This window comes from Paenibacillus tundrae, assembly GCF_030812775.1.
Taxonomy (GTDB): Bacteria; Bacillota; Bacilli; order Paenibacillales; family Paenibacillaceae; genus Paenibacillus; species Paenibacillus tundrae_A.
In genome coordinates this window covers 270,915-295,460 of record NZ_JAUSTI010000006.1, presented here as the reverse complement: position 1 = coordinate 295,460, position 24,546 = coordinate 270,915, and the positions used below count along the sequence as shown (strand labels likewise).

Annotated in this window: 17 protein-coding genes; 4 read left to right on the top strand and 13 right to left on the bottom strand. The window is 43.9% G+C overall.

What is annotated here, in order from left to right:
* Positions 1-268 precede the first annotated feature (268 nt).
* Positions 269-2,014: a methyl-accepting chemotaxis protein gene (locus J2T19_RS13320; RefSeq protein WP_307216405.1), complete on the bottom strand. Its 1,746-nt coding sequence runs from the start codon at positions 2,012-2,014 to the stop codon at positions 269-271.
* Positions 2,015-2,284: 270 nt separating this feature from the next.
* Between J2T19_RS13320 and J2T19_RS13315 the strand changes: the two genes are divergently transcribed.
* Both J2T19_RS13315 and J2T19_RS13310 read left to right on the top strand, forming a co-directional pair.
* Positions 2,285-4,351 (top strand): methyl-accepting chemotaxis protein, encoded by a 2,067-nt coding sequence (locus J2T19_RS13315; protein ID WP_307216534.1) that lies wholly within the window; start codon positions 2,285-2,287, stop codon positions 4,349-4,351.
* 110 nt (positions 4,352-4,461) lie between these two features.
* The gene (locus J2T19_RS13310; protein WP_307216403.1) at positions 4,462-5,637 is read left to right on the top strand and encodes an aminotransferase class I/II-fold pyridoxal phosphate-dependent enzyme; all 1,176 of its coding nucleotides are present in this window, start codon (positions 4,462-4,464) and stop codon (positions 5,635-5,637) included.
* A 158-nt stretch (positions 5,638-5,795) separates the two neighbouring features.
* On the opposite strand, the gene J2T19_RS13305 is transcribed toward J2T19_RS13310, so the two are convergent.
* The 9 genes from J2T19_RS13305 to hcp form a co-directional block, all read right to left on the bottom strand.
* A complete protein-coding gene (locus J2T19_RS13305; protein WP_307216401.1) occupies positions 5,796-7,841 on the bottom strand; it encodes an iron ABC transporter permease in 2,046 nt (681 codons plus the stop codon).
* On the bottom strand, positions 7,838-8,842 hold the full coding sequence (locus tag J2T19_RS13300; RefSeq protein WP_307216399.1) for an ABC transporter substrate-binding protein: 1,005 nt from the start codon (positions 8,840-8,842) through the stop codon (positions 7,838-7,840). The genes J2T19_RS13305 and J2T19_RS13300 overlap by 4 nt, the downstream gene beginning before the upstream one ends.
* A 180-nt stretch (positions 8,843-9,022) precedes the next feature.
* Positions 9,023-9,565, bottom strand: a complete 543-nt coding sequence (locus J2T19_RS13295) for a CueP family metal-binding protein (protein ID WP_307216397.1) — start codon at positions 9,563-9,565, stop codon at positions 9,023-9,025.
* 132 nt (positions 9,566-9,697) lie between these two features.
* On the bottom strand, positions 9,698-10,147 hold the full coding sequence (locus J2T19_RS13290; RefSeq protein WP_307216395.1) for a V4R domain-containing protein: 450 nt from the start codon (positions 10,145-10,147) through the stop codon (positions 9,698-9,700).
* 257 nt (positions 10,148-10,404) lie between these two features.
* On the bottom strand, positions 10,405-11,856 hold the full coding sequence (locus J2T19_RS13285; protein ID WP_307216393.1) for a glycoside hydrolase family 1 protein: 1,452 nt from the start codon (positions 11,854-11,856) through the stop codon (positions 10,405-10,407).
* A gap of 13 nt (positions 11,857-11,869) precedes the next feature.
* Positions 11,870-13,732 (bottom strand): beta-glucoside-specific PTS transporter subunit IIABC, encoded by a 1,863-nt coding sequence (locus tag J2T19_RS13280; RefSeq protein WP_307216391.1) that lies wholly within the window; start codon positions 13,730-13,732, stop codon positions 11,870-11,872.
* A gap of 146 nt (positions 13,733-13,878) precedes the next feature.
* Positions 13,879-14,718: a BglG family transcription antiterminator LicT gene (gene licT / locus J2T19_RS13275; protein WP_307216389.1), complete on the bottom strand. Its 840-nt coding sequence runs from the start codon at positions 14,716-14,718 to the stop codon at positions 13,879-13,881.
* Positions 14,719-15,056: 338 nt separating this feature from the next.
* The gene (locus tag J2T19_RS13270; RefSeq protein ID WP_307216387.1) at positions 15,057-16,463 is read right to left on the bottom strand and encodes a PTS transporter subunit EIIC; all 1,407 of its coding nucleotides are present in this window, start codon (positions 16,461-16,463) and stop codon (positions 15,057-15,059) included.
* A gap of 220 nt (positions 16,464-16,683) precedes the next feature.
* Positions 16,684-17,976, bottom strand: coding sequence for a hydroxylamine reductase (gene hcp, locus J2T19_RS13265; RefSeq protein WP_056701675.1), 1,293 nt, complete (start codon positions 17,974-17,976; stop codon positions 16,684-16,686).
* Positions 17,977-18,340: 364 nt separating this feature from the next.
* Here hcp and J2T19_RS13260 point away from each other — a divergent pair, with 364 nt between their 5' ends.
* Positions 18,341-20,992 carry a cation-translocating P-type ATPase gene (locus tag J2T19_RS13260; RefSeq protein ID WP_307216384.1) on the top strand — a complete coding sequence of 884 codons (2,652 nt, stop codon included), beginning with the start codon at positions 18,341-18,343 and terminating at the stop codon, positions 20,990-20,992.
* A 105-nt stretch (positions 20,993-21,097) separates the two neighbouring features.
* Here J2T19_RS13260 and J2T19_RS13255 read toward each other — a convergent pair whose 3' ends face one another.
* Positions 21,098-21,823 carry a hypothetical protein gene (locus J2T19_RS13255; protein WP_307216382.1) on the bottom strand — a complete coding sequence of 242 codons (726 nt, stop codon included), beginning with the start codon at positions 21,821-21,823 and terminating at the stop codon, positions 21,098-21,100.
* A gap of 183 nt (positions 21,824-22,006) precedes the next feature.
* On the opposite strand from J2T19_RS13255, the gene J2T19_RS13250 reads away from it, so the two are divergent.
* Positions 22,007-23,350 (top strand): MFS transporter, encoded by a 1,344-nt coding sequence (locus J2T19_RS13250; RefSeq protein ID WP_307216380.1) that lies wholly within the window; start codon positions 22,007-22,009, stop codon positions 23,348-23,350.
* 21 nt (positions 23,351-23,371) lie between these two features.
* Here the strand turns inward: J2T19_RS13250 and J2T19_RS13245 are convergent, their stop codons facing one another.
* Both J2T19_RS13245 and J2T19_RS13240 read right to left on the bottom strand, forming a co-directional pair.
* The gene (locus J2T19_RS13245; RefSeq protein ID WP_307216378.1) at positions 23,372-23,827 is read right to left on the bottom strand and encodes an SMI1/KNR4 family protein; all 456 of its coding nucleotides are present in this window, start codon (positions 23,825-23,827) and stop codon (positions 23,372-23,374) included.
* Positions 23,828-23,869: 42 nt separating this feature from the next.
* Positions 23,870-24,526, bottom strand: coding sequence for a DUF2625 family protein (locus J2T19_RS13240; RefSeq protein ID WP_307216376.1), 657 nt, complete (start codon positions 24,524-24,526; stop codon positions 23,870-23,872).
* Positions 24,527-24,546: the final 20 nt, after the last annotated feature.

The following is a 24,546-nucleotide window of genomic DNA, read 5'->3' as shown; positions in this document are numbered from 1 at the left end:
TTTACCGATTTAGATCACTTCCTATAATTGTAAAGGAGGCTGATTTAATTGAGAAGTACAATATTGAGTTTCTACCAATTGTATCTCCGAACAGCTGAAAAATGTATCGTCTCCGCACATCCCCTATGTCCAGCAGCAAGTAATCATCACAAAAAAACACACCCGCTTAACCGATAACTTGAAGGCCTCAGACCATTCGATCGGTACAGCAAGGTGTATTTCTATACATCATTGATATGAAGCAAGCACTCCCGTGTCCACTCAGGCTCTATATCTTAAAGCCTTTAACAAGCTCGTTTAGACGCGCAGCACTTTCCTTCACTTGATCCGACTGATCGGCTACCTGCAACGATTGCTCCGTAGAGGACACCATGTGTTCAGCAATATGCTGACTCGATGCAGCGGATTGCTCACTAGCCGTTGCGATCTCATGAATCGCACGTACGAGCGTATCAACCGTTTGTTTTACCTCTTGAGCCGTCTTATGAAGATCGTTAACGGTATTGGCTTGATCCACTGCATGGTTGTAATACTGCCCGGCCGTATTTTCCAATAACTGATAGTCGCTCCCCACCTGGTTATACATAAATGCAAGCATTTCCTTAGCACTTGAGGATAGATGAGCAACCGATTCGGTAACTTCACTGGTGACATGCCGAATCTGATCTGCCGCTACTCTAGAACCATCTGCCAATTTGCGAATCTCCTCAGCCACAACAGCGAATCCTCTGCCTGCCTCTCCTGCACGAGCAGCTTCAATGGAAGCATTTAATGCCAGCAAGTTGGTTTGCGCCGTAATATCCAGAATAGATTGGGATAATACACTAATCTGGTCAACAGCATTCGCGCGTTCCAATGCTTCATTCATTTTTGCACTTGCACTTGTGTACATATCTTGGGCAGCCTTACTAGATTCACCAGCCTCCTGCTTCAGAGCCTCAGCTTTGTCGCTGGTAATGTTCGCCGACTCTGCCTCCTCCTTCGTACGAGAAGAGATATATTCCGTAGCTCGAAGCACCTCATTAACCGATTGATTCATATTTTCAGTATATGCCGAAGTCTCTTCCATCGTAGCTGATAGCTCCTCTACGGTAGCAGATACTTCCCGGATACGCTCGTTAAGCTCCGACATATTCTGATTGGTTAGATCGCTCATCTCGTTGATCTGACGAGACTCTTGAACCACACTCGTAATAACAGTTGAAGTAGCTCCCGTCATGCTATGAATTCCACGTGCAATAACACTAATCTCGTTATTGCCTTGGAGTATGTTCGGATCGAGGGTAGCTGTCAGATTACCCTGCGTCACTTCAGCACAGTAGTGATTGATCGCACGCATCCGTAGAATAATATTTCGAATCGTGATAAACGAAACAGCCCCTAGAATAGCAAATGAAGATATCAACACAATACTAAGTAATACCGCTTTTTCACTAATCGTTTCCTGAGCTGCATCGTACAGCTTCGCGGATTCCTCTTCGATATATGTACTTAGTTTGGTGATCGTTTCTACAATGACTGTACTGCTTTTGTTAATTCGATTTCTCTCTTCATCATCGTAAGTTCCCGTTGTTTTCTTCACATCCATGATCCGTTCGATGTCCTGGTCATAGACTTCCAGCTTAGCCTGTAGATCAGTAAAAATCTCTTGTTCTGTTGGATCTAAGGATCGTGCGGAGAACTCATCCATTCCAGCCATTACATTACTCTTATTTTTCTGAACTTGCTCATATTGCTTATCCGTATACTCCTGCTTGTCGAGAAGCTTCGTATAGTTGGCTCTCATGTTATAAAAGTCTGCCTTAACCTCCAGAATGTTCGTCTGATGCAGGAAGCGATCCGTGTAGAGCTTTCCCTGTCCCTCTTTTACCTCATTCATACCGAATATTCCAGACAGGAATAAGATAAATAGCCCCACTAAACTAACCACCAGCATTAAGATCAAGGTTGTCGTTAACCTCAGATGTTTAATCCCTCTTCTCTTCGTTCCACTGTGTAATGATTTTGGTACCATACTAACTCCCCCGATTCATTCATATGACTAGAATTTCACATCGTGATAACTATATATCGGTGAATGATGACTCCAATTGTTAGATAGTCGTAAAAAGTATAATCACTCTATTGCACAAATGTGAAGAAACTCTGCGCTCCTAGACACGCTTACAACCCTCTCATTTTTTTCGTACAACCTATAAAAACCTACATAAATCTATTTATTTTTCCGACATATATGTAGAAGCATTTAGCTAAATACTCATCTGGGAGATGGAACATGAAAAAAATGTTGAAGCGGGGATCTAACAACGGTGCCAGAGCAACTAGCATCGCGAACACAGTATCTATTGTTTTGTTAATTATTATCGTAGTTGTCTTCACCGTTCTTGGCACATTTATGTTTTCGAGTACTCGGAGCATCCTGATCAAGCAGCAGGAATCTATGCTACAGACCAAGACACAAGCTATTGTCAGTGAATTTGATGCGATGTTCAAGGAAAAAGGATCTCTCGTGAAACAGATGTCAACGAATACTCTTTTCCAACAATATATTGAAACCACCGAATCAGCAGAAGTGGCAACAACCTCCCCATATGCTGAGGAGACACAAGCCACATTAGCAGCGATCGTCAAAGAAGAACCCTCATTTGCCGATGCTTGGATCGCAGGTATAGAAGGAAAAGGATTCTGGCTACAGAATGACGGCGTTGCTTCCGAGGCGGACTTCGATATACAGCAGCGTCCATACTATGAGCCTGTTACAACGACAGACGGTCTGTACTATTCCGATCCATACATCGATATCTCGGCAGGTAAGGTTCTTATGGGTATTTTCTATCCAATCAAAGATAACAGCAATCAAATGATTGGATTTGCGGCGGCTGATATCGCATTCGCCAATATTCCAGACATGATGAAAAGCTACTCATTGGGAAGCACAGGTTATTCTATTCTAGTCTCCAAGACTGGGGAAATTCTGTACCATCCGGATGAAGAGAAGGTTTTGAAGGAAAACATTACGGACAATACTAGCGATCTTGGGGAAATCGGCAAGAAGATGATCACTGGGGAATCTGGTGTAGAACTGATTACTGACGACAAAGGGGAACGTCGTTATATCGGTTATGCCACCAGTAAAGACACCGGATGGGCCGTAGGTCTGACGATATCTGAGAAAGAGGTTCTCGAAGAACTAAAAACCTTCACATGGATCACGCTTGGCGGATTTGCTGTAGCTACTATTTTATTAGTTATCATCTGCTACTTTACACTTCGTTACCTGTTAAGAGCGATTCCACAGTTGCTTGGCAAGATCAAATTGATTGAGCAAGGAGACTTGACCATTCAACTGGATGCCCAAGCGAATAATGAGATTGGACAAATCTCTCGTGGCGTGAATACGATGGTGCAAAAAATTCAGGGCATGCTGCAAATCGTAGGCAGCTCAGCTCATGTACTGAATCAGTCCTCTACCGATCTACAGTCGATCTCTTCTAGAACGGCTACAACGATGAATGATACATCGACAGCCATTAATGAGATTGCCAATGCGACCAACTATCAGTCCATTGAGACAGAGAACATTTTGCGTAAAACAAACTCATTATCCAGTCAGATCGACGAAATCGCAACCGATGCTCAAGCGATCGAAACGATGGTACAGACCTCTGCTGATCAAAGTGGACAAGGATTAACTGTCGTGGAGCAGCTGTCCCAATGGGCCGAAGAGAATCATAGTTCCACACAAGCCATCTCGTCTATTATTCAGGAAATTGACCAGAGTCGTCATGAGATTTCCAGCTTCGTAGACACGGTCAATCAGATTGCATCACAAACCAACCTGCTTGCGCTCAACGCTTCGATTGAGGCCGCACGTGCAGGAGAACAAGGTCGAGGATTCGCCGTTGTAGCGGGAGAAGTACGTAAACTTGCTGAACAGACCGCCCTTGCGACCGAAGAAATTTATAAAAAAGTACGTGTCATTGAAGAAAAAACAACAACATCGGTTGAGCATACTGCTCGCGGCATGAAAATCGCCGAGGAAAATGCGAAATCCGTGGAGGATACGAAGCAAGTATTCTTCAGCATCAACAAAGACTTAGAAGATCTAAAATTACGCATGATTCAGATCAGTACAAATACCGCTAGTGTGCATAAGCACAAAGATGAAATTTTGCAGGCGCTGGAGATCATCTCCTCCACCACCGAAGAAAATTCAGCTTCAACCGAAGAGGTTAGTGCTAGCACGCAAGAGCAATTAGATAGTATTGAGCAGGTTGCTGACTTATCCAAACAGTTGAATCAACTGTCCGGCAAATTGCAAGAGGAACTCAAACAGTTCAAAGTTGAATAGTATCTGTATCATGTATTACTCGGATCATGTGTGCCTGCTCTTCTCATTTAGGCTCAGTCCATCTATTATAGATAGATATGTGTACGATGAGGAATGGAGGATATAACATCATGGAATTTGCAAAACGTATGAATCACTTTAGTGAGGGGATCTTCACCCGTCTGCTCGAAATTAAGCGCGAACGGTTAGAGAAGGGACAAGCGGTGATTGATCTTAGCGTGGGGACACCTAATATCCCGCCTGCCCCCCATATCATTACAGCACTTTGCGAAGCTGCGGCAGATCCCCAAAACTACATTTATGCAGTAAATGATCAGAGCGAACTATTGCAAGCAGCCAGTACATGGTACAAACAGCGTTATAACGTAGATTTAGATCCAAAAACACAAATCTGTTCCTTACTCGGCTCACAAGAAGGGCTTGCTCATATTTCCCTATCCATCGTTGATGAAGGAGATTTGGTTCTTGTTCCTGATCCATGTTACCCGGTATTCGCAGACGGGCCTTTGCTCGCTGGAGCCGAATTGTATTATATGCCGCAACAAGAAGAACACGGATATGTCATTCAGCTAGAGGATATTCCAGCAGACATCGCAGCCCGTGCGAAATTCATGCTGGTGTCTTACCCTAACAATCCAACAACAGCAATGGCACCGGAACAATTCTATGTGGATCTAATTGCCTTTGCCAAAAAGCATAATATTATTGTTCTTCATGACAATGCGTATAGCGAACTTGTATTTGATGGCAAGACATGTGGGAGCTTCCTCTCCCTGCCTGGCGCGATGGACGTAGGCATCGAATTCAATTCCTTATCCAAAACGTATGGACTTGCTGGTGCGAGAATTGGCTTCTGTGTAGGCAATGCACCGGTTGTCTCTGTGCTTAAGAAATTAAAGTCCAACATGGATTATGGCATGTTTCTACCAATTCAGAGAGCCGCAATTGCAGCTATTACTGGAGATCAGTCACAAGTTGAACAGGTGCGAGCGATTTATGAGGAACGTCGGGATATCCTGTGTGACGGCTTCAGCCGGCTCGGATGGCATGTCACGAAGCCCGAAGCAACAATGTTTGTCTGGACGCGGATCCCTGCGCATTACACGACCTCAGAACAGTTTGCAACAGATCTGGTGAACAAAACAGGCGTAATCGTTACGCCAGGTAGCGCGTTTGGTCCTTCTGGGGAAGGATATGTCAGACTGGCTCTAGTCCAGAGTCAAGAACAGTTAGAACAAGCACTTCAATATGTAGAAGCCAGTGGGATCTTAAACCCTACCAACTAAATACAGCAACAACGAAGAAGAGAAGCACGCTTGCCCTGTATAGGGACTCACAGTGCTTCTCTTCTTTGCTGTCTACGCAAAACAGCCCGCTACATGAGCGGGCTGCAAGGTTATTTTACATTAAATACATGCGAAGATGGCATGTCCTAATCTAACTTTTACTTGATCGACTTGCGCCAGTTAGAGCGATACATCAGGTAAAGGAAATATGGTGTACCAATGAGTGCGATCAGTATACCTGATGGGATCTCCGTTGGTGCCATAACCGTTCTACCGATCGTGTCTGCCAATACCAGCATAACCGCACCAACCAGGGCGGACAAAAACATCGAACGTCTTAACTTATGTCCAGTCAGTAATCGAACCATATGCGGTGCAATCAGGCCAATAAAGCCGACCGTACCTACACATGCGACAGCACCGGCTGCCAACAACACACCTGTTGCCATTGCCATTAACCGTGTTCGGCGTACACCTAAACCAAGTCCTGACGCACTATTATCATCAAATACTAACAATTCAAATCGACGAGCAAGCCACCAGGCAATCGGTACGAGAATAACTAAAAATAGACCGATAACTCTCACCTGTTCCCAGGTACGTGCATACGTGCTTCCCGTCAGCCAGATATACCCGCTGCTTCCATAGACCGCACCACGCACGATTAAAATCTGAATGCCTGCCCCAGCAATGGCGGACATCGCGATACCTAGCAACACCACCGCTGAAGGATTTAATCCTTTCTTCCACGAAAGGGAGAACACAACTGTAGCGGCGATACCTGCACCGATAATTGCTGCGATAGGCAGCAGGAATGCCGGTAGTCCTGGCCAGAGAATGATGACCATCATTGCTCCCAATCCTGCACCAGAAGATACCCCAACGATGGAAGCATCCGCCAGTGGATTACGTACCGCCATCTGAATGAGTACACCGCTAATTGCGAGCGCAGCTCCGGCACCAGCAGCAACAAGGGTTCGTGGAATACGTAACTGGATTATCCCAGAGAACAACCCGTCCGACGTGAATAGACTTGGTATTAGATCATTTAATGGAATACGCATACCACCAAACATCGTACTAACCAAAATCAGCAGTACCGTGGCGACACTGAATACAACCGCCAATGGACCAAAAGCCCAGCGGCGACGCGCACCCGTACTCATGGAGGTGGTCATGCCACCGCCATTTGCTGCTTTCATCCGGGTAAGCACCAGCCAGATTAACCATGGTGCCCCAATGATCGCCATCACAGCACCCGTTGGCAGCTCCATACTGGAGTTATGTACCATTTTGGCAAGTACATCCGCACCGATGAGCAGTGCAGCCCCCCATATGAAGACACCTGGTAATAATAATCGACTGGAACGCACGCCACTTAATCGAACGAGATGAGGTGCAACCAATCCAACAAAACCGATTGGCCCAATAACGCTGACGATTACGGCTGCCAGCAATACGGCGAGGAGCAAGCCACCTGCGCGAGCCAACCCAACCTTCTGCCCCAATGAAGAAGCGGTGGATTCATCCAGCTCTAACATGTCCCACTGCCGAGATAACAACAGAGCAAGGAGTGTAATCCCGATTACCCAAGGCCAAGCATAGGCTACGCCGCTCCAGTCATTTTGCACAAGTGTTCCGGAGCCCCAGAGGAATAATCCCTGTGTTTCCATGGAGAAAAAAATATGTAATGCACTTGTGAATGAACCAAGTACCATCGACACAATCATACCTGATAATGCAAGTCGAACCGGGGTTGAAGTTCTACCACCGCCCATGAAATAAGCTGCAAATGCAGCCACCAATCCACCTAAAGCAGCAAATAAAAAGGGAGACTGACTGAGCAAGCCAGGAAATAAAATCGCTCCAAGCACCACAATAAAGTATGCTCCCGCATTAATACCTAATGTATCTGACGCAGCCAGTGGGTTACGCGTAATCGTTTGCAGTAAAGCACCTGCTACAGCTAATGCCCCGCCTGCAAGAATACCAATAACGGTTCGAGGCATACGCAGATCCCAGATCATATTATGTTCTAATGTATTCTGCTTACCCATCAGAGAATCGACGACAGTATGCAATGGAATGGCTGCCTCTCCATAACAGAGGCTTACAAAAAAAAGCACGATGAGAGCGGTTAAACCGCCCCCATAGATGCTTATTGTGCGCCAGTTCACGGCTGGCTTAGCTTGAACCGAACTCATTGCGTAATCGCTCCAACGACTCCATCAACGAGAACTTTGGATGAGATTGGTCCACCAAATGTCCATGTTGTGCTGTCCAGTTGATATACACGTTTGTCTTTAACAAAATTCAGTCCATTCCAAACAGAGTTATCTTTCATTGCTGTGCCAAACACGTCATCATCTGGCTGTGTGATATAAATGAAGTTGCTATCTTGTACGGCAGACAGAGATTCAATGCCTACTGTGGAGAATCCGTATCCTTCCAATTTGTCCGGCTGCCAGTCATTAACGAGTCCAATTTTGTCCAAAGTACCTACAACAACTGAATTATCCGTAAACATACGCAAACTTGCAGCATTCTGATAAGTAAATGCCTGTGTCAGTGCAAAGTGGAAGTCTGATTTACCCGCATCAGCTAGCTTTTGTTTCGCTTCTTCATAATGCTGATCGAGATCAGCAAGCACTTCTTTTGCTTTATCCTCTTTTCCAAGTGCAGTTGCAATGGAGTTGAAGATCTCCGTCATCTTGTCATAGTTATAACCATCACCGTTGTATGGATCAAATTCAAGCGTTGGTGCAATTGCATTCAGTTGATCATAAACAGCATTATTATTATCAGCATTTGCAATGATTAGATCGGGTTTGAGGGCAGCAATGGCCTCCAAGTTTGGCTCACTGCGTGTTCCAATATCCGTTACACTGTCGTCAAGAGCAGCTTCGGAAGTCACGTACACTTTATAGTTAGCATTGTCTGCGTTACCTACTGGCTGAACACCCAAAGCAACTACATCTTCGGTATAGGTCCATTCCAATGTAACAACTCGCTCTGCTGGCTTGTCTAATTTAAGCTCACCACGATTATGCTTCACCGTTACAGGACCCGCTGTCTCTTCAGTAGGGGCACTGCCCGAATCGGCTTCCTTGTTTGTATCATTAGTTGTGCTAGTAGATTGACCACACCCTGCCAGTACAAGCGCGAATACTAGCATCAACAAAAGTCCGTTCAAACTCTTTTTCATATTTCTGTTCTCCCCTATTGATATATATTTATATGATAACAATTATCATTATCACTATTGAATTATCACCTACCTGTACTATTTTGTCAATGGGATTGCCATGTGTTTGATATGATCTGCACAAAAAGAAAAAGGAATTACTCTTAAGTAATCCCTTCCCTTAGATATATCACGTGTATTTTAGCTTAACTGCATCGTTGTGATACACGTATTATTATTGTCATATGTAGACAGTTGGGCTTCAGCAACTTTGCCATCATGAACAATACGAATGAGATAGGTTCGATCTCTGGGCAGCCACATATCCATAAACCCATTTGCACCTGACTTCATTGCAGGCTCCTTCATATAGGTATTCCCCTCGGAATCGTGAACCGTTACCGAGAATTCCTCATTGATCAATTCTCCCTGACAACCGGTCAAGCTATGAATTTCACAAGGATGGGTCTGCTGCACGTAAGGGGCAATGGATAGGAAAAATTCATCTGTTGGTAAATCATAAGTCTTGGTGTGTTTATCTTGATCCGTAACAATTAACTGTTTCGCATCAATAGAGGCAGATAAAGGCATCTCTTTACCTGTACTGATATCATGAACCAATTTTCTAACATTAGGCGCATTCTCGGTTCCTGCCTCTTCTCTACCCGTATTGATCGCAACCAGATAGGTTCCTAATACAATCACTACGACTAGACTAACAATGATCCACATTGTTTTCTTCATCTGGAGTACATCCCCTCAACCATTTTCATTCATTATAATGGAGAACAGATGACTATGGACTTTAACAACCAGGAATTCACCAGATATTCACATATATGTATGATTCATCGCCTGAATACTGCTGATATTACTCTACATTCGGATCTCATACTCGCAGTGCTCATGCCCACTCACATTACATTTTGTTTCCTTCACTGTCACCCTACGTTTCATCATCTTCGTCAGTGCACCCTCAAGAATCGCGCCTTCCAGGTCACAGACCATCTTCTCATCTTCAAGAGTTGGTAGTCCTTTGCAAAAGCAGTCATCTACTGCAACAGTCATCTTATGCTCATCTCTCTGCAAAATCCGGGGAATGCCAATCTGCAACTCTTCAAACAGGTGTAACAACTCCTCAACCGTGTGTACAGGCAGGTTCTCTCCAATTTTTCGACCAATTGTTAGCGTTGTACCTTTGCCACCCATTGGCAGCCCCTGATTCAATCCAATTAAACGAATGGTGCGAAACAGTTCCAGTGGTACCATATTCCCTAGTTTCTCTCTATTTATCTGTTTCATATCGTCAAATGTATAATTTAGCATCGTTGCGACCTCCCAGTGATAATCTATGCTTCTATACTGACAGAAGAGGTCATACCTTGCCTTGATTTGAATCAATACTATGTATAATGCGTTTTTTATGCTTAACGGAGTTATTGGATTAAAAAATGTAAAACCTCCCTTACCTGTCGTTTAAACGATCAGGAAAGAGAGGTTTTACTTATAAGCATTTTATTAATCTAGCAATGCAACCACTACATCAGCAGCTTTTTGCTAAACAGAATATTTTTCATATAATCTCAGCCCAGGTTCTCCCCATTAGATTCAATCACTTGTTTATACCAATGGAAACTCTGCTTCTTACTTCGTTTCAGGGTTCCGTTACCCTCATTATCCTTATCCACATGGATAAATCCGTAGCGTTTAGCCATCTCGCCAGTCGAAGCACTGACGATATCGATGCAACCCCAAGCTGTATAGCCAATCAGATTAACCCCATCACGAACGGCTTCTCTCATCTGTTCAATATGATCTCGCAAGAAATCAATTCTGTACGTATCATTGATAGAACCGTCTTCTTCAACAACATCAACTGCACCAAGGCCATTTTCAACAACCATCATTGGGATGCAATATCGATCGTAAACATGATTAAGAACATAACGAAGTCCTATAGGATCAATCTGCCAGCCCCAATCGTTTGCTTTCAAATAGGGGTTCTTGAATCCGCCAAATACATTACCTTGGGTTTCGTCACCCTCTGGACGGGTGCCTACCACATGGGATTTGTAGTAGCTAAAGCTATAGAAATCAACACAGCCTTGTTTTAATATAGCCTCGTCTTCTTCTGCCATCTCAATATGAATATTGTTTTCTTCAAAATATCTTCTAGCAAAGTCAGGATATTCTCCTCTTACTTGCACATCACTGCTCAGCATATTGTTAACCTGATCCATTCGCAGAGCCTTTAACATATCTTCCGGTTTACATGTGCTTCCGTACCCATGACTATAATTGATCATGCAACCCATTTGAAATGCCGGATTAATCTCATGAGCCAGTTTAACAGCTTTGGCACTCGCTACAAATTGGTGATGTAGAGCCTGGAATCTCAACTGTGTACTATCCACAGCAGTATTGTTGAATATACCACTGTCATCAACCAGCAATGCTCCTGCTATATACGCACCTGCTGGAACAATCAAACTGTTGATTTCATTAAATGTAATCCAGTATTTCACAACATCTTGATATCGTGTAAAGATAGTCTCGCAATACCGGACATAACACTCAATCATCTCTCTAGAGGCCCAGGCGTTGAACTTCTCAGTTAGTGCAAACGGAGCTTCATAATGAGAGATCGTTACGATCGGTTCAATATTATACTTTTTCAATTCATTGAACACATTGTCATAAAACTGTAGTCCTGCTTCATTTGGCGTGATATCGTCTCCGTTTGGAAAAATTCTGGACCACGCAATGGACATTCTAAAGGAACGGAAACCCATCTCTGCAAACAGTCGAATATCTTCTTTGTAATGATGATAAAAGTCTACTGCCTCATGAGAAGGATAGTGTACACCCTCCTCAATATGTTTCGTGATGCGTCTTGGAATAGTATGCGTTCCACCCGTCATCATATCTGCTGTACTAGCCTTTTTACCATCAATATTCCAAGCACCCTCATATTGATTCGCAGCCGTAGCGCCACCCCATAAGAAAGATTCCGGAAATACGCTTATATTATTCATGTATTAATCCTCCTTAAATAATCTTTATCAATTTCTCACCCATCGTGATGGATGGCTTATCGGTACCAATTACATCTGTAAAGTCATTTGAATTGGTAACGATAATAGGTGTAGTTAAATCAAAGCCTTTGGCGGCGATTGCATCCGTATCGAATTCGATGAGCAGATCCCCAGCTTTTACTACATCACCTTCTTGCACATGCACCTTGAAATGTTCACCCTTCAACTTCACTGTATTCATACCAATGTGAACGAGAAGCTCTGCGCCATTATTGGAGCTAATACCGATGGCATGGTAAGTAGGGAACACTGCGGAGATTACACCATCCGCAGGTGAAACGAGTTTCCCAACAGTAGGTTCAATAGCAATTCCTTTTCCCATTGCTCCCGTTGCAAATGCTTCATCCTGAATAGTGGACAACTCTAGAACGCGACCAGTCATCGGTGCAGTGAGTACATGTTCAGAAATACCGGCAACAGGCGTACGGTTAGTCGAAGTAGACTTTACTTCTTCTTCCTTCTTTACATTCTCAGGTACATCTTCAAATCCTAAAATAAGAGTCATCAAGAAGGTGACAACAAAGCTAATAACAAGACCAATTGCTGCATGCACTAAGTTCCATGGATTATCGGTGATAAATGCTGGTAACGTAGCCAAGCCGGCAATACCTAGAGCGGATCGAGCTACACCGAACAAACCTACATAAATACCACCAATAACACCACCAATGACAACAGCGATCAGAGGTTTTTTCAATCGTAGAGTAACACCAAATAGTGCAGGCTCGGTAATTCCGAGCAATGCAGTTACGCTGGTAGAGTAAGCGACTTGTTTGAATGCTTTATTCTTGGTTCTTAATGCGACAGCGAGCGCAGCTGCGCCTTGCGCAATGTTGTGTACGAGCATACCTGGGCCGACAATGCTATCAGTTTTTGTTTGTGCATAAGCAGTGAGAACAACTGGCCCCAAGCTATAATGCATCCCCGTCAGAATCAGGAAAGGGAACGCTCCGCCGATAATACCAGACACTAACCATCCTGCATGTGCATTGACGTAAGAGACAGCGGATGCAAGATAGTTACCGGCAATTGCACCCAATGGTCCTAGAACAATTAATGTCAAAGGCGCCATGACAAGGATTACAATTAACGGTTTCAAGATTGATTTGATCACGGAAGGAGAGAATTTCTCTGCAAATCGCTCCACATAGGACAAAATCCATACTGCTAGAATGATGGGTATTACTGAAGACGAATAGGTTGCTTGTGTAACAGGCAAACCTAAGAATGAAACAGGCTCACCTGCAGACAGCAAAGCAGAGAAGCTAGGATGCAACAAGATACCGGCAATCGTTAACGCGAAGCCCACATTAGCTTTAAGCTTAACAGCCGCACTCCAAGCGAGCAGCATTGGCAAGAAATAATAAGCCGCATCACCAACGAAGGTCATAATCGTATTGAATTGACCATCAAGATCAACGAGATCAAAAGTTTTCAAAATGAGCAGAACTGCCTTGATCATGGCACAACCGATCATAGCGGGTAGAATCGGAGTGAAAATGCCAGAGATCGTATCCAGAACCGTAGATATTCTTCCCTTTTTCACCGCTGGGCCATCATTCTGACTTGTGAAGTTTCCGAGTTGCGCCAAGGCTTTGTAGACGTTGTTTACCTCATTACCGATAATGACTTGATACTGCCCCCCACTACTGGCAACGCCCATAACCCCTGGAACGTTCTTCAATGCTTCATTGTTAGCAATTGACTCGTCCTTAAGATTAAATCGCAGCCTAGTCGCACAGTGTGTTACACTATCTACGTTTTTTTCGCCACCGACTAATTTCAAGATATCGGCGGCCGTGCTTTCGTGTTTCATGTACTGCTCCCCCTTAACATATTTTTTAATAAAAAAAGACCTAGAGTTCTATCGAATATAGATATGCTCTATAAACGATGGAACTCTAGGTCTTGCCTGCCTCACCAGTAACAATCCTAGTATAGTCATTATGGAGCGCTGAGGAATCAAACCTTTTCTTCATCAGTCACTCTTTTAATATGAACCGTTAAATACACCAATTCGTCCTCAGTTAATTCTTTACCATAGTCGACCCGAATGAATTGCGCAATTCGGAGGCTACATTGATACTCAAGCTTATATTTTTCTTTAATAATATTGAGAAAATCGCTATCGTTACTTGTCACTACCGTATTGTTAAACAGACGATATGCAAAAAATTTCAAGTGTGTGATCAGTCTGGCATAATGAAGGGAATTTTCATTAAAGTGAATTTTGAACTGATAACGAATAATATTTAGTACTTTCTGAATCAACTGCGTGATCTTCATCGTTTCTTCCATTTCAGAGCCCAGCTCTGCGTTAACGATATGAAGCGCGATAAATCCAGCTTCATCTTCAGGCAACGTAATGTTGAATTCCTGATTAATCATCTCCAGCGCTTTCAAAGCCACACGATATTCATTTGCATAAAACGCTTTAATTTCTGACAATAACGCATTATTAAAATTCATACCCTGCTTATAACGAGAGACTGCAAAGTTGATGTGGTCTGTTAACGTTAAATATATATTTTCATTCAGCTCTTTATCCAAGGATTGTTTGGCATATTGAATAATGCTGTCGGACACACGAATATATTCCATCGGTATTTGCGCGAGCAGGGCGTACAATTTGCCTGTTACATGCTTGGACTTTAGAAAAAATTCTTTTTCAATCTTCTCTACTGTAACAGCGTCTCCCTTTTTCTTCTGAAAGCCAATGCCACTCCCTAACAGCATCATCTCCTGGTGTCTTTCATTGACTGCGCAAACGACATTATTATTAATAATTCGTGTGATTTTCATAACAATCTCCTTTTAAAATAGCACGTTAACATTATTTGGAAACAAAAAAAGACGATTAATAGTGCACACATGTTTATCGAAAATCTACATGTTTGCACATCAATCGGTCTTGCCTGCTGATCAGTAACAATCCTGATTATATCCATTATTCATTTATACAAGTATCTTAGTTGAAGACTTAATATTTGTCAACATAGTCATTTAAGGTGCTTTAATAAGCAATTTTCGAATGATTCAAAAAGGAAAATCAACATGTAATGACGCACAAAAGGGACTGATCCTTTTTATGCGGAAGTAAAGATCAGTCCCTTGCAGTTTATCTGGAATAATTAGTTCATTTATACTTCTAATGATGTAGTTATTTTAGCTTGTCGTCCAGTTAACCAATAAGTTAAAGCACCTGCTACTACAAAGGATACTGCCAATCCTATGCAAGCATGCAATACATTCAATGAACCTTCTTCTATGAACAATGGAATCTGGAACAAACTGCCGAAACTACCGCTAATTACAGAAATACTAACAGACGTAAGTCCCATGTACAATCCACCTATCCCCCCACCTAGCAGTGCTGAGTAAAAAGCGATCCTCTTGCTCATATTCACTGCATAGATTGCAGGTTCAGGTACGCCTAGAAGTGCTACAACGGAGGACCATACGGCTGTTCTTTTCGTTTCGCCCCTTCTGCTTCGAAGGGCAACTGCCAGCGCTGCACCTGCATGTCCAAACATCGCAACAAACATCGCAGGAAGTACAATAGAGTAACCCGCAGACGTAATTTCATAAATGATAATTGGAACTAGACAGTATTGCAATCCAACAATCATCAGCAGAGAGAAGAATGCAGCTATTAACATAACCGCCAGTACCGGCGCACTTTCCACAAGCGAGCTAATCCACTCTCCAGCATAATCATCTACGAATGTCCCAACGATACCTAGAATGAGTAACATGAGTGGCACGAGGATCACCAAACTCAAGATTGAAGCGACAATTCCTTGGAATGCTCTAGGTGCTCTGCTATCAATCTTTCTTTCCAGATATGCTGATGCGATTACAGCTAGAATAACCCATGGAACGGAAGAATAGAGATTTGGCTGTGAGATCATTTCCACGCCAAACAAACGAACTGTTTTCTCACCATTCAACCACATGGTAATCTCAGGATAGAACATGAAACCGCCAATTGTGGCAGCCACATACATATTGCTTCTCAATCGGTAAGCCGTGCTAACCGCGATAAATACAGGTAATAAATAAACTGGGGTATTTGCGATCATACTCAGCAAGTTGAATATAGGCTCATCCATCAACATGGGATCATCGGATATGAGTTGATTTAGTATTAGAATGATGCCCAATATGACCTTGATAAGCCCCGCCCCAAGAATTACGGGCAGTAATGGTCTAAAAACATCCGATACAAAATGCAAAACTGAAAAAGATCTCTTTGCTTCAAGCTTAATTTCCTGCTCTCCATCCGCAATCTTATGTACATGGTAGCTACCTGTAAGGGTATTAAATACTTCTAATGCTTCACTTTCTGATTCTAATTCGATCCGGCATCGATCACCTTCAAGATGAACATTCGCTGTAAACTGCTTCGTAGAAAGAATGGAGAAATCCGCCTTAGTCCGATCCTTCAGTACCAACGTGATTGCCCTCAATTGATGCTCTGCGCCTCTAATATTGTCCTCCCCTCCTGTAATTCTCAAAATATCTGATACAAGTTGCCTGTGATTCATGGATATATCTTCTCCTCTTACAACGGTAAACCGAGTTATTTAAGTCCTCTATCTATATATCCATTTCCACAAACAAATCACAATAGGATAAATAAACCAATTAGGATTGCGTATCTGAGTATGTATACTAGGTGAAATGAACCACCAGAAATACAAAATAAAGTAAAGCAAAAAACCTACCGTAATGGTAGGCTCTTCACTCCAAAAAATATAAGTATAATTAAGACAATGCCAGCATTGCATTCATGTCTTCTTCAGCAGTTGTAATGAGTTTCAGACCAAACATTTCTACTAATACTTCCAATACTCCCGACGAAATGAACTCCGGCGGCTTCGGTCCAATGCGAATATCCTGAATACCTAAGCTGAACAAGCCCAGCAAGATCGCAACAGCCTTCTGTTCGAACCATGACAGCACAATGCTGACAGGCAATTCATTCACGCTGCAACCGAAGGCATCAGCTAATGCCATAGCGATTTTTACTGTAGAACCGGAGTTATTACATTGCCCCAGATCGATATAGCGCGGAATACCGGTATCGCCTACAGTTCCATAATCCACATCATTGAAGCGGAATTTACCGCAGGAGGTTGTTAGGATTACCGTATCATTCGGCAGAGATGTTGCCAATTCCCGGTAATAGTTGCCGCCTTTACCTGGTGCATCACAACCTGCGATGACGAAGAAGCGGCGGATATGTCCGTCTTTGACTGCTTGGATAATCTCTGGTGCAAGCCCAATGACTGTTTCATGGTGGTACCCCGTAGTTAATACCTGTTCTGATTGTACATTGGCTACAGGCAATGACAAAGCTCGCTCAATTAGACGTGAGAAATCATCGTTCTCCACTTTCTCTACACCCTCTAATCCAGCAACTTCATACGAGAAGAAGCGATCAGCATACGTTCCTTTGATCGGCATTACACAGTTCGTCGTCGCCAGAATAGCTCCTGGGAACTGTTCGAACAGTCTGCGTTGATCATACCAAGCCTTACCGATATTTCCTTTTAAATGTGCATACTTCTTGAGTGCCGGATAGCCGTGAGCTGGCAGCATCTCTGAATGTGTATATATGTTGATGCCTTTCCCCTCGGTCTGCCGCAGCAGTTCTTCCAGAGCATACAGATTATGTCCTGTCACTACGATACAATGTCCTTCAATCTGATTCTGACTTACCGTAATCGGCTGTGGAATTCCGAAGCGTTCTGTATGCGCCCGATCCAGCACATCCATAATGCGAATTGCTGCATTACCCACTTGCATCGCCATATCGATATGCTCTTGCACATTAAAATTGGAATTCGTCAGTGTCATGTATAAAGCTTCATGCGTAATCCGATCCACTTCAGGATCGGTATATCCCAACTGCCGTGCATGCGTGGCATAAGCGGCAATTCCTTTTAAAGCAAAGATCATCGTATCCTGTAAACTAGCTACTGTTTCATTTTTTCCACATACCCCAACGACGGTACAACCCCCACTAGGCGTCTGTTCACACTGATAACAAAACATATATCGTTCCCTCCAAACTTGGTAACAACTCGTTATTAACAAGCCTAGCAGAGACTTCAAGGTGCAAGTGTGATTAATAACACAGTTCTGTAATCTTCCAACTTCTGTAACTTCTAATATAGAACGTTGCGAAATAAGTGCAACCCCATTCATTTCGAAGCGTAATGCTAACCAAGCGAATGAGATTGAATTCCGTCGGAAATTATACGTTAAGGAAGGCTGTAAAAAAATCTAAACGTGTTTCATTTTTCTAGCCACATCATGTTCTACAAATATCTGAAATTGGGATGGGATCCACTGACTGATTCTATTCATTCTACAGGGTTATATAAACAGAGAAATCCATACGCAAGGAGCTGGTCCATTGGAACATTATAGACACAGTACAGAGGAGACACTTCATGAAGTACAGAGTTCACTGAACGGACTCACGACCTCTGAGGCAACCAAAAGACTCGAAGCCGTTGGATACAATGAGATAAAAGGAAAAGACGCCACACCTGTGTGGAAACTGTTTATTGAGAATTTTAAAGATCCCATGGTTATCGTCCTGCTCATCGCTGCTGCGGTACAGATTGTGCTCGGGCATCTGATTGAATCACTCATTATATTTCTCGTCATCCTGCTGAATGCCGTTATTAGTGTCGTGCAGACGAAGAAGGCAGAGAGCTCCCTTGATGCCTTACGGCAAATGTCAGCACCAGAAGCCAAGGTCATTCGGGATCGTCAGAAAAGGACAATTCAAGCTAGGGAGCTAGTCCCGGGTGATATCGTTCTGCTTGATGCCGGAGACTACGTTCCCGCAGATGGTCGCATTTTGGAATCGGGAAGCCTGAAAATCAATGAAGGCATGTTAACAGGTGAATCCGAAGCTGCGGAGAAACATGCTGATGCTATCGCAGAAGAAGCGCCCATTGGAGATCGGCGTAATATGGCATTCAGTGGCTCACTCGTCGTGTATGGTCGAGGAACCTTTGTCGTTACAGGTACAGCGCTCCAAACGGAAATCGGCAAAATTGCTGAACTCATCCAGAATGCTGAAGCTAAGGAAACACCGTTGCAGCGTAAACTAGAGGCATTTAGCAAAAAACTAGGCTTCTTCATTCTTGGCCTATCCATTCTGATCTTTGCCATTGAAGCAGGACGAGTCTGGTTAACGGAAGGTACGGAGAACATTGGCCCATCCATTATCAATGCCCTGATGTTTGCTGTCGCGGTAGCTGTCGCAGCAATCCCTGAAGCGTTATCCTCCATCGTAACCATCGTTCTATCGCTCGGAACGAATAAAATGGCTAAACAGCATGCCATCATCCGTCGTCTGCCTGCGGTAGAAGCACTTGGTTCAGCTAGCATCATTTGCACAGACAAGACCGGAACCCTCACCCAGAATAAAATGACGGTAGTGGACTATTACATCCCCCACGGTACGAAAGAAGAGTTTCCCGATGACCCGAAAGAGTGGTCTGAAGAGGAACGTCGTTTATTACATATTGCCGTGCTCTGCAATGACTCCAATATCAATCAGGAAGGTAAGGAACTTGGTGACCCGACAGAGGTTGCGCTCATTGCTTTTAGTAACCGAGTGAACAAGGACTACAACGAAATTCGTGATCAGTTTCCACGTGAAGCCGAGCTTCCTTTCGATTCGGATCGTAAATTAATGAGCACCGTGCATACGTTTGAAGGACAGACTGCACTATTGACCAAAGGTGGCCCTGATGTTCTGTTCAGCCGCTGTACTCATGTATTTATTCATGGCGAAGTTCAGCCGTTGACACCAGAGATTCGTACACAATTTGAAGAGAAAAACGAAGCCTTCTCCAAACGTGCATTCCGGGTTTTGGCATATGCCTACAAGAGGTTTGATGACAAAAAGCCAGTCACTATTGAGGATGAACATGACCTGATCCTCGTGGGTCTAACGGCTATGATTGACCCGCCCCGTGAAGCGGTGTATAGCTCTATTGAAGAATCCAAAAAGGCAGGCATCCGTACCATTATGATTACGGGTGACCATAAAACAACCGCTCAAGCCATTGGTATCGACATTGGGCTTGCTAAGCCAGATGATATGGCTATTACAGGTAGCGAACTAGACAAAATGTCTGATGAGGAGCTAGATCAAAAGTTAGAGCAAATTTCGGTGTATGCAAGGGTATCGCCGGAAAACAAAATTCGCATTGTACGTGCATGGCAGCGTAAAGGCAAAATTGCTGCAATGACCGGGGACGGAGTCAACGATGCCCCTGCTTTGAAGCAGGCCGATATCGGAGTTGCAATGGGAAGCGGAACCGATGTGGCCAAAGACGCCGCAGCCATGATTTTGACGGATGATAATTTTGTATCCATCGTGAATGCCGTAAGTGTGGGACGGATGGTATTTGATAATATCAAAAAAGCGATTGCGTACCTGTTTGCTGGTAACCTAGGTGCCATTATCGCGATCCTGTTCGCACTCGTGGTTGGTTGGGTGAATCCATTCACTGCTCTGCAATTGCTCTTTATCAACCTGGTCAATGACTCTCTACCTGCCATTGCGTTAGGCACCGAAAAAGCCGAACCTGATGTAATGCGACGGAAACCACGCGATATTAATGAAGGTATCTTTGCCGGTGGAACACTACAGGCTGTTATTACACGTGGGGTTCTGATCGGGGTTGCCGTCATCATATCCCAGTATATTGGACTTGGTATCTCTGAGGAGATCAGTGTGGCGATGGCCTTTACAACGCTGATTCTAGCACGTACTCTACAGACGTTTGCGGCACGTTCTAATACGCAGACTATTTTTCAAGTAGGCTTTACGACAAACAAATTCGTGCTCGGCTCCATCTTCGTGTGTCTATGTCTGTATGGAATCACGTTGATTCCAGGTGTACGGGGCATCTTCGCTATCCCAGATGCATTTGGCTGGTATGAATTCCTCATTGCCGGCGGGCTTGCTCTTGCCGCAGTCATTCTAATGGATCTGATCAAATGGATTCGTAATCGAGGTAAAGCTACAAGCGTCGCTTAACCAAAGCAGGCTCCCTTCCGTCGAAGGGAGCCTGTTTATTTTTATACAATATTTAGTCCGCTGTCTGTCTACAAGTTACGCATTCGCTCTCCCTTGATAGGAAGATCACTTGTCACCCCGATTCGTACACTTCCCTTGCTCTATGAAATCCATCCATGCATATTGATCTGATTGTCCATGATCAGGATTTCCTATACTTGCATCGGGACGAAGACATCGAGACACACCTTCACCTTCTGGAGAATCAACATAGATGCTATCGATCCGCACGGGCAATGTCTTCTGCCACCGGTATAGATCACCAAAAGCACCAATCTCATCTTGACTACTCCCGTCAGGCAATCGTACCTGCAATTCATGAATATCACAGTCTTTCGACTCAGCACAGCTATATGCTACAAAAAAAGTATCTCCATAGCTAGAGACATACCGCTCTGGCACCTCGTATCCTTTGGCTATCAATTCTTCTGCATATGTATTATTAAGTTCTAGCATCTGCATGTTCGCATAGTCTTTGGAAAATTCAAAGTCGGATACCCTGCCGCTATCATCATCCACTAGCATTCTAAATGACGTCTGATGCTCATTCTGAAAATGTCCATCAATGAGGTAAGCTAGAAATCCCCCATGGAGAAAAACACGATCAATGATCACATCCTCATCGTATTCTTCTGCCGCATATTTGATAGCAATCGCTTCTGCCTGCTTCTCACTTATGGATGAGAAGAAAAAAGGCCGGAGTACAACAAGAAATAGAACAACTATGCTAATCACAACAATGAGAACAATGAGTTGAATAATATGCTTAATACCTAATTTTAATTCAGGCACATCTGCCCACTCCTTCTATGTTATATAGCTCGTCCCATTTCAATCTGAAACTCTCATCAACATTTATGACATTATTGCCATATTCAATCCACTAACGTAAAATGTTATAACGAACGCATATGACGGCATGAATGTACAAGCAACTTATCGTTCCATATTGAACATATAGACAGGAAGGATTACATGAAAGATCATATTGTCATGCCACTGTGGACATGTTGCCTGTTCATTGTGGTGATGAATACCACGATGTTTAACGTATCATTACCTATCATTATTCATGATCTGCAAATAACGTCTGACCTAGGCTCTTGGGTCATCTCCAGCTACTCGATTGGATACGCTCTATCAACGGTAATCTATAGCCGGTTGTCGGATCGGATTCCGGTACGTAAGCTGTTAACCGTCGGGCTGCTTATTCTAGGGCTGTCTTCCTTACTCGGTCTATTTGCACATAGCTTCGCCGTGTTATTGCTCACTCGGATCCTGCAATCGGCTGGAGCAGGAGTTATGGCCGGCTTAGGACTCGTCATTGCGAGTCGTTATATCCCACTGGAGCGAAGAGGTGCTGCCATAGCTCTAATCTCGTCGGGTAGTGCTATGGCCTTTGGTTTGGGTCCAATTGTCGGTGGATTAGTCAGCGAATACTGGGGCTGGAACGGGCTCTTTGCGATTACTGTGCTGGTGTTAATTGCGCTACCCGTACTGCTCTATTTCCTACCGAATGAAACGACCAAGACCGATCAGCCCTTTGATACAACAGGTGCCATTCTCACGACACTGAACGCAGTAACATTGTTGGTCGCGATCACCCAGCAATCGCTCTTATGGTTTGCGGTAGGCATCCTGTCTCTTGTAGTGCACATTCTGTATATTCGCAGAGCGAAGCTGTCGTTTATTAACCCACAGGTTTTCAAGGCTCCAGGCTACACACGATTAGTCATGATTGGCTTTTGTGTGTTGGTGGTTAACTTAGGCAATCTGTTCCTCATGCCCCTTGTACTGGCTGACCTATTCGCACGTTCTTCGCTGGCAATCGGGCTGCTCATCGCGCCTGGAGCGATTGTCGCTGCATGTATGGCTAGATATATAGGACGCTGGATTGATCAATACGGCAATATGCGCTTTCTGATCATCGGACATGTGTTGCTTGCCGCTGTCCTTACGTTATTTATGCTTGGATTGAATCAGTCGGCGTTTGTTATTACAGTAGGTTATTTGTTCTTCTCACCTGCCATTTCGGCGTCGATGTCATCTCTCAATAACGAAGCATCACGTATTCTGCCCAAATCGCAAATTGGTTCAGGGATGGGTCTGCTGCAGCTTGTTCAGTTCTTCGGCGGCTCGGTATCTGTGGCGGCTTGTGGTTTGTTACTGCATCGGATTCCTCACGTTACAGTTGAACAAGCTTACCACGATGTCTATGGATGTCTGTTGATCGTTGCTGTTGTTTCGCTGGTGCTTGTCATCTTCCACCATCGAGCATCCCGCCCCACATCTCCTGCATTTCTGTCGAACAACTCCTAGGGTAAACAACAAGATATCTATTTAGAGAGGTTGATCTGCTGATAGCTTTGCAATAAACGACGCAAAGCTGTCGGCAATCTCTCTTACATTTCCCTCCATTAACCGCTGAGCTTCCTCTAATGTATCTGTCTCACTCTCGGCATCTTCCCGCACGATAGCTTCTTCATGCTCCATAAGTAAAATAGCCGGACTCGCTGAATTTTTACGATAATCCAGTAAATAGTTATTGCCACTACTAACACTCCATGCGATTGGGATAATACGCTTTGGATCAGGATTAACCTCGTCTACCATCTGAATGTTATTCGTGATGAACTGGTCATCCATTACAGAGAAGCGAATCTGCCAATCTGATACCTCTCCGCTCTCCATCAGATTGAATGAACTACCGCTGTTCGTCTGCTGAAAATCCAAATATTCCTGCGGAAATGCAACGCCGTAATGATCCTGTATGCTGGTAATATCAACTTTACTCATTTCTTCACGCCTTTCAGCATCACATTTGATAACTTGTATGAATTATCTTTCGCCCCGCGCTATTTTCCAAGCTTCCGTGATGGCAACAGATGTTTTTTGACTAGTCTGACCTCCACCTTCCTTTGTCCAAAGGGGCGGATAATAAGCAAACACCTGTCCTTGCTGTAGCTGACTTATATCGTTCTGCCAATTCTGCCAGCGGAATGTCTGATAGAACTGCTCCAGATCTCCATGCGCTAACCAGTTCATAAATTCAGAGTACGTGAGTTCTGTCGATTCCCATTCCAACGTATCTGGTGCGAAATAGTATATGTGACCGCTGCCTTCGAACTTCCCGGTATCCATTGCAAAGAATCCGCCAGCGACATCATATGCAACGACCAGCATCCCTTCAAGAGCCTCTAGAGCGGGGCGATCTGTGAGCCCATTCCAACTTGTCAGACTTCCCACGACTTGTTCCGTCTCTGCGCCAAGCAAGGTAATCCAGCCATGATCCACCAGAACACCTCCTGTTTCATAAGCTATGGCACCCAGATAAGATCTTGTGCTCACTTGGAGACCATAGATCGCCTCTTCGCCCTTATTCCGCCGTGCTGGAATAATAGTATGTGTGTTGCTACCTTCCTCCAATAGCTGCTTGAGTTCAGGCCATGCATCGTTCTCTAGATCCAATAGTTCATGTACAGATAATTTGTGCATCGTGATACTCCTCCTTTAAA

What these genes read in the sequence shown, in the direction of transcription:
- licT (WP_307216389.1), bottom strand. Translation starts at nt 14,718, where the DNA reads ATGAAAATCACACGAATTATTAATAATAATGTCGTTTGCGCAGTCAAT.
- J2T19_RS13295 (WP_307216397.1), bottom strand. Translation starts at nt 9,565, where the DNA reads ATGAAGAAAACAATGTGGATCATTGTTAGTCTAGTCGTAGTGATTGTA.
- J2T19_RS13305 (WP_307216401.1), bottom strand. Translation starts at nt 7,841, where the DNA reads ATGAGTTCGGTTCAAGCTAAGCCAGCCGTGAACTGGCGCACAATAAGC.
- J2T19_RS13245 (WP_307216378.1), bottom strand. Translation starts at nt 23,827, where the DNA reads ATGAGTAAAGTTGATATTACCAGCATACAGGATCATTACGGCGTTGCA.
- hcp (WP_056701675.1), bottom strand. Translation starts at nt 17,976, where the DNA reads ATGTTTTGTTATCAGTGTGAACAGACGCCTAGTGGGGGTTGTACCGTC.
- J2T19_RS13310 (WP_307216403.1), top strand. Translation starts at nt 4,462, where the DNA reads ATGGAATTTGCAAAACGTATGAATCACTTTAGTGAGGGGATCTTCACC.
- J2T19_RS13320 (WP_307216405.1), bottom strand. Translation starts at nt 2,014, where the DNA reads ATGGTACCAAAATCATTACACAGTGGAACGAAGAGAAGAGGGATTAAA.
- J2T19_RS13290 (WP_307216395.1), bottom strand. Translation starts at nt 10,147, where the DNA reads ATGCTAAATTATACATTTGACGATATGAAACAGATAAATAGAGAGAAA.
- J2T19_RS13300 (WP_307216399.1), bottom strand. Translation starts at nt 8,842, where the DNA reads ATGAAAAAGAGTTTGAACGGACTTTTGTTGATGCTAGTATTCGCGCTT.
- J2T19_RS13315 (WP_307216534.1), top strand. Translation starts at nt 2,285, where the DNA reads ATGTTGAAGCGGGGATCTAACAACGGTGCCAGAGCAACTAGCATCGCG.
- J2T19_RS13270 (WP_307216387.1), bottom strand. Translation starts at nt 16,463, where the DNA reads ATGAATCACAGGCAACTTGTATCAGATATTTTGAGAATTACAGGAGGG.
- J2T19_RS13240 (WP_307216376.1), bottom strand. Translation starts at nt 24,526, where the DNA reads ATGCACAAATTATCTGTACATGAACTATTGGATCTAGAGAACGATGCA.
- J2T19_RS13285 (WP_307216393.1), bottom strand. Translation starts at nt 11,856, where the DNA reads ATGAATAATATAAGCGTATTTCCGGAATCTTTCTTATGGGGTGGCGCT.
- J2T19_RS13250 (WP_307216380.1), top strand. Translation starts at nt 22,007, where the DNA reads ATGAAAGATCATATTGTCATGCCACTGTGGACATGTTGCCTGTTCATT.
- J2T19_RS13280 (WP_307216391.1), bottom strand. Translation starts at nt 13,732, where the DNA reads ATGAAACACGAAAGCACGGCCGCCGATATCTTGAAATTAGTCGGTGGC.